This is a genomic window from Methylobacterium sp. 001424705 (assembly GCF_059816145.1).
Genome location: NZ_JCBANU010000061.1, coordinates 1 through 4,634 on the forward strand (window position 1 = coordinate 1; position 4,634 = coordinate 4,634).

The window sequence follows — 4,634 nt, forward strand, 5'->3', positions numbered from 1 at the left end:
GGGCAGGGGCAGGGGGGTCGGGAGGAGCTCAGGCAAGACGCGTACCCCGCGGGGCCCTAGGCCTTGTCCCCCGCCTCCGCCCGGCAGAGGTCTTCGACGGTCCGGAGATAGGCCTTGGCGTCGAATTTCCGCAGGGAATTCTCGCTCTGGTAGCGCACCGTCCCGAAGATCTTGCGACGGGCCCAGGGCCGGTCGTGCAGGCCGTAGACCCAGGCGACGTTGGTGAAGGAGTTCGGGTCGCGTCCGTCGAGGAAGTAGCGGTTGTTGAGCCGCAGCGTGCGGGCGAAGCCCTCCTCGGGGGTGGGCGACCATTCGAGGATCTTCTTGCCCCAGTACATGCGCAGGTGATTGTGCATGTAGCCGGTCTCGCGCATCTCGGCCTGGGCGGCGTTCCAGTAGACGTCGTGCGTCCGTCCCTCCGCGAGCTCGGTCTCGGTATAGGTCTTCGGCCGGGCGTCGTCGGCATGTTCGGCCAGGACCTTGCGGGCCCATTCGGGAACGGCGCGCTCGTAGCGGTCGTAGCCGTCCGTGTAGTGGACGTGGTTCATCGCCAGTTCCCGGCGGATGAGGACCTCCTCGACGTAGGACGCCTTGTCCTCGGCCCCGCCCGCCTTGGCGGCCCGAACCGCCAGCACGATCTCCACCGGCGAGATCTGCCCGAAATGCAGGTAGGGGCTCATGTGGGAGGCCGCCCCGGCCTCCGGCCGGTTGCGGTCGCTGCCGTAATCGGCGAACGGGCCCGCGAGATAGGCCTTGAGGCGCCGGCGCGCCTCGGTCTCACCCCCGGTGAAGCGCCGCACCGGTCCGACCGCACGGTCGAGGCTCATGCCGGCCAGCACCTTGGCCGGGTCGGCGATGTCGACCTCCGATGTCGGCAGGCCGCGCGCGGCCGGATGCTTCACCCTCCGGGCGGTCAGGGGCGCGACGTAGTCGTCGAGGTGCTTGTGCAGCTTCGGGCGCAGGGTGCGGGCGGCGTATTCGTGCTTGGGCGAGGTGACCTCCACCGGCACCACGACGTCCCCCTCCACCTGCACGATTCGGGTGTCGACGGCCGCGACGATCTCGTCGTACCAGCGCTTCTGGATCGCGAGGTAGCCCCGGTCGAGGACCAGGAGGGCGGCGTCCCTGGCCAGATCGATGGCGACCCGGGCGGGGGAGGCCTTGCGCAGGCAGAAGCCGATGCCACGGGCCTCGAGACCGGACGCCGCATCGGCGAGTCCCTGGAGCAGGAAGGCGTAGTGCCGGGCATTGGCTTCCGGAAAGCCGTTCTTGCCGTCGAGCAGCCCGAAGCCGGCGAGCACCGGCAGGCCGAGCCGGTTGGCCTCCTCGATCGCAAGCTCGAGCGCCGGATTCCCGTGGGCCCGATTCGCCTGCTGCAGCAGGTAGAGCACGTAGCGCCCCGCCGCCCGAGGCTCGGCCTCCTTCAGGATCCGAATCCGTCCCGCCTGAATCGCCATCGTCGCTCATCGCCTCCTGGTGCTCGTCACGAAAGATCGGGCCGCCGCCCATCGCGACGCCCCAGGCAGAAAGGGCCGCCCCGACCGAATCGACCCCGGAGAATGCGGCATAGGGCCGTGCGAAAACTGAATTCGAACAGCCCTTTAATGTCGCTTCACTTGAGTCTTCCCCCTCCCGGGGTCATGAGAATTTGCGGCGTCTCGGGTGCGTCATTTTGGATACAGAAATCGGGCAATGTGTTCCGGAGCACGAAAAGCGACACGGATACTGCCCTATCCGCCTTGCAATTCCGCGTGGGAGGATCAGATTGTGCATTGCGGGACCGCGATGGCGTCGCGGTCCCGCTGCCCTCCTTGGGCGTTTCCTCCCTAGACTTCGGGCCGCTCTTCGGAGCGGCCTTTTTTCTGTCCCGACCGTCCTAGCCACGCGCACGGGCCCGGATCATGAAGTTGTCGTAGGTGTACTCCGCCACTTGGAACCAGAGGTATTCCTCGTTCCGGAAGGTCTTCATCGCCTCGTGGATGCGCTTGAAGTCGGCGTTCTTGGCGCCGATCTCGGCATAGACGTCGTTGGCGGCCTTCAGGGCCAGCTCCATCACCTCCTGCGGGAACGGACGCAGCTGCGCACCGGCCGCTACGAGGCGGCGCAGGGCGCGGGGGTTGCGCGCATCGTACTTGGCCTGCACGTCGGCATGGACCTGGGCGGCGGCCGCCTGGAGGACTGCCCGGTAGCTCTTGGGCAGTCCCTTCCAGGCCTCGGCCTGGATCCAGAGATGCAGCGTCGAGGCGCCCTCCCAGAAGCCAGGGTAGTGATAGGTCGGGGCCACCTTCTGCAGCCCGAGTTTCTCGTCGTCGTAGGGGCCGATCCACTCGGCGGCGTCGATCGCCTTGGCCTCGAGGGCGGCGTAGAGGTCCGGTCCCGGGGTGGCCTGCGGCACCACCCCGAGCTTGGCCAGAACCTGCCCGCCGAGGCCGCCGATCCGCATCTTCAGGCCCTGGAGGTCCGCCTGCGCCTTGATCTCGCGACGGAACCAGCCGCCCATCTGCGCGCCGGTATTGCCGGCCGGCAGGGCGACGAGCCCGTGCCTGGCGAAGATCTCCCCGAACAGGTCGGCGGCACCGCCCTGGAGCCACCAGGCACTCTGGCCGCGCGCGTTCAGGCCGAAGGGCAGGGCGGTGGCCAGGGCGAAGGTCGGATCCTTGGCGAGCCCCAGGGTCGCCGGTCCGTAGCCCATCTCGACGGTGCCGGCGGCCACGGCATCGAGGAGGCCCTCGGCGGGCACCGGCTCGCCGGGCCCCGAGGGCTGGATCTGGAAACGGCCGTCGGTGGCCTCCGCGACGATGCGGGCGAGCTGGTCGGTCGCGCCGAACAGGATGTCGAGGTTCTTGGGGAAGGCGCAAGCCAGTCGCCAGCGCAGATCCGGCGTCGCCTCGGCCCGGGCGGGGCGCGCCAGGAGGGTCGCCGCGCCACCGAGGCCCGCGGAGAGGAGAGTACGGCGCCCGGTGGTCGGGCGCGCGGAGGATGGGGGCATGACGCCTCGCTGAGAGATCTCGAATCGTCCTGTTGCGGCGCGTCGCGGCCGACCCGCGGCCCGAAGGTCCGCCGTTCACGAACGGCGAAGGGCCGGAAACGATCCCGAAACGGGCGGAGGCCCCGCGCCGGCGGACCAGACGGCGCGCAAGCCCAGGGGGGCTGCGCCCGATCGGGCGCGCGTTACTTGGCGTACGTGAAGGCGCCGTCGTTCCAGACGTAGAGGACATATCCCTGAGCGGTGACGTCCCCCTTGCCGTCGAACCCCACCGGGCCGAGCACGAGATCGAAGCGCTCCGCGTGCAGGGTGGCGGCGATCCGCTTCGAGTCCGCCGTGTGCGCGAAATTGCCGGCCGCCACGAGGGCCTGGAGGGCGGCGTAGCCGTAGATCGTCGATCCTTCGGGCTCGACCCCCTCGGCCTTGAAGGCCGCGACCACGGCAGCGGCCTCCGGCTTGCGGCGGGGATCGAGGTAGAAGGTCATCAGCACGCCGTTGCTGGCCGGCCCGGCGATGGTGGCGAATTCCTGGGTGGCGATGGCCGAGGTCCCGAACCATTGCGGCTTGAAGCCACGCTCCGCGGAGATCCGCACGAGGCGGCCCATCTCGCGGGCATCCCCGCCGTAATACGCCACCGCGATCCCGGCCTCCTTCAGCCGGTCGGCGAGGGCCGCATCATCGGCATCGCCCGCCGCGAAGGCGGTGGCGATGGCCTCGTTGATGCCGATCCGGTTGAGGTTTTCCTTCGTGGCGGCGGCGAGGTTGCGCGAACCCGGCGTCAGGTCGTTGAGGATGGCGATCTTCTTCTCGCGGAACCGCTCGGCCAGTACGGTGGCCGAGAGCTTGGCCTGATCGTCGTCGCGCCCGCAGACCCGGAAGATCGTCGGCAGACCCCGATCGGTGAGCTTGGCGGCCACGGAGGCGGCAGTGATCATCACCGTGCCGTTGGCGGCGTAGACCTCGGAGGCCGCCAGCGATGCGTTCGAGCAGACGTGGCCGACCACGAGCCGCACGCCCTGGGTCGCGTAGTGGTTGGCCACCGCCACGGCCTTGTTGGAATCGCAGGCATCGTCCTGCACGTCGAGCACGATGGTCTGACCGTCGAGCCCGCCCTTGGCATTGGCATCGCGGGCCGCGGCCTGGACCCCGCGCAGGACCTGCTCGCCGACGGCCACGTAGGCGCCCGAGCGCGGGACGGCGACGCCGATCACCACGTCGGCCCGGGCCGGTGCGGCGCCGAGGATCGCGGCGGCGAGGACCAGGCTGCCAGCCAAGCCGCCGGCGCGCCCGAAGCGCCGGGCCGCGCGTCTGAACCTCATCCCGCCCCGTCTCACGCCTCGGTCGACCTCGCTTACAGATAGAGGCGGATCGGCCAGCCGCCAAGGTTCGGCGCGTGCACCGGGTCCACGGCCCGGTGCCTCCCGGCATCGCTCGGGCCTGGGCGACCCGTGCGCGATGCCGCGCCAGAACGCAAGGGGGACCTTCGGCACGGGCGTGAGTCGCAGACGCGGCACGTCCGCATCTGGGCGCACACCTTACCGGGCCGTCGCGTAGACCGAGGCGCCGGCGGTGACCGGTGCGGTGACGGTGGAGAAGACGGAGAGGACCTTCTGGACCTCGGTGAAGGGGGCGTTGGAGACGTAGACGA

3 protein-coding genes are annotated in these 4,634 nt (G+C 69.9%); all 3 read right to left on the reverse strand.

The features are described 5' to 3' along the window. Positions 1-56: 56 nt before the first annotated feature. On the reverse strand, positions 57-1,457 hold the full coding sequence (locus AC6EUL_RS22590) for a deoxyribodipyrimidine photo-lyase (RefSeq protein WP_499872840.1): 1,401 nt from the start codon (positions 1,455-1,457) through the stop codon (positions 57-59). Positions 1,458-1,876: 419 nt separating this feature from the next. After that, the gene (locus AC6EUL_RS22595; RefSeq protein WP_499872842.1) at positions 1,877-2,989 is read right to left on the reverse strand and encodes a TRAP transporter substrate-binding protein; all 1,113 of its coding nucleotides are present in this window, start codon (positions 2,987-2,989) and stop codon (positions 1,877-1,879) included. Between the two features lie 182 nt (positions 2,990-3,171). Continuing rightward, a complete protein-coding gene (locus tag AC6EUL_RS22600) occupies positions 3,172-4,305 on the reverse strand; it encodes a branched-chain amino acid ABC transporter substrate-binding protein (RefSeq protein ID WP_056213606.1) in 1,134 nt (377 codons plus the stop codon). Between the last annotated feature and the right edge of the window lie 329 nt (positions 4,306-4,634).